This is a genomic window from Luteococcus sediminum (genome assembly GCF_054783495.1).
The window spans coordinates 1-1,542 of record NZ_BAAGQL010000033.1 but is presented as its reverse complement, the minus strand read 5'-3'; the positions used below and the strand labels follow the sequence as shown (position 1 = coordinate 1,542).

1 protein-coding gene is annotated in these 1,542 nt (G+C 67.6%); it reads right to left on the bottom strand.

The window, feature by feature from the left end:
* Positions 1-34: 34 nt before the first annotated feature.
* Positions 35-1,422 (bottom strand): IS3 family transposase gene (locus ACYVKA_RS13560; protein WP_094067111.1). Its coding sequence is split into 2 segments (ribosomal slippage): positions 35-1,080 and positions 1,080-1,422, totalling 1,389 coding nucleotides; the frame shifts between segments, so codons are not numbered across the junction.
* Positions 1,423-1,542: the final 120 nt, after the last annotated feature.

Sequence of the window (1,542 nt, the reverse complement as noted above, 5' to 3'; positions counted from 1 at the left end):
CGGAATTTGTCAAGGTAGTTGAGGCCGGTGGGTGTTAGGCGGCTAGCTCGATGCCGGTGTTGTCGGCGGGTTGGTTGATCCAGGCCGTCGGTGGGATGGCCAGGATCTTCGGATCGCGGTTGGTGGCGAATCGTTCGGGGTTGCGGGCGCGGGCGGCGGCCAGGACGAGAGCCCGCTCGCCAGCCTTCGCCGCGGCGAGGCCGTAGTGGACGTCAGCGGGGGTGTTCAGTCCGATGCCGGTGTGGTGGTGGTGATGGTTGTAGCCGGCGACGAAGTCGGCCATGAACGACCGGGCGTCAGTCAGGGAGCCGAAGCGTTCGGGGAACACGGGCGCGAACTTCAACGTCTTGAACCACGCTTCGGAGTAGGGGTTGTCGTTGCTCACCCGGGGCCGGCTGTGTGACTTGGTGACCTCCAGGTCCGCCAGGAGCGCCGCGACGGTCTTGGACGTCATGGACGTGCCCCGGTCGGCGTGCACGACCTGCGGGATGCCGTGGACCCCGAAGATCTCCTTCATCATCTCGGCCGCCAGGACGGCGGACTCGGCCGCGTGCACGTGCGCGCCGACGATGTAGCGGGAGTAGATGTCGATCATCACGTAGGCGTCGAAGTAGGTGCCCTTGATGGGCCCGGCGAGCTTGGTGATGTCCCACGAGTAGACCTGCCCGGGGGCGGTGGCGACGAGCTCGGGGATGGTCCGGGCCGGGTGGCGGGCCAACCGGCGGCGCTCCTTGATCTGCGCGTTCGCGGTCAACACCCGGTAGATCGTGGAGATCGACCCCAGATACACGCCCTCGTCGAGCAGGTGGGCGTAGATCTGGATCGGGGGCAGGTCCACGAACCTGGGGCTGTTCACGACCGCCAGGACCTCGGCCCGTTCCGCGTCGGTGAGCTTGTTCACCGGCACCCGGGCCCTGGTCACCACCGGGGTGCGGGGGCGGCGGGTCGCGGTCGCCCGCGACACCCCGACCAGGATCGCCGCGGCCCGGGTCGGGACCCCCGCACCGGTCAGCTCACGGTAGGTAGCCATCAACGCGTGGTGTGCTCGGAGTCGTCCCGCGATCTCTTGGTAAGCACGTCCAAGAGATCGTGTGCTTTTCCCATGATCACCAGCGCCGCCTCGGTCGTCACCAACCTCCGCTCGGCCTTGTCGAGCTGACGGCGCAACCGGGCGATCTCCGCCTGCTCGGCCGACAGCCGCCCGATCTTCTCCCCAGGTTGTTTCCCCGCGAGGACCCCTGCGTCACGCATCCGGCGCCACTCGCTGACCAGCGAGGAGTACAACCCGTGCTCGCGCAGGTACGCACCGCCCAGGCCGCTGGCGACGGCCACCTCGTAGGCGGCCAGGTGGTCAAGCTTCTGCGCCGAGGAGAACGACCTCCGCGAGGTCGGACCCCCCGAACGAGGTCCGGGACTGGGCATACGACCATCGTCGCGCACCGCGATCAAAGACGAACTCATGATGATTGGACTCCTGGTTCACGCCCCACGCTGGCGGACTTGCTATGAACCACCGGCCTCAACTCATCCTGACCCGTAGGG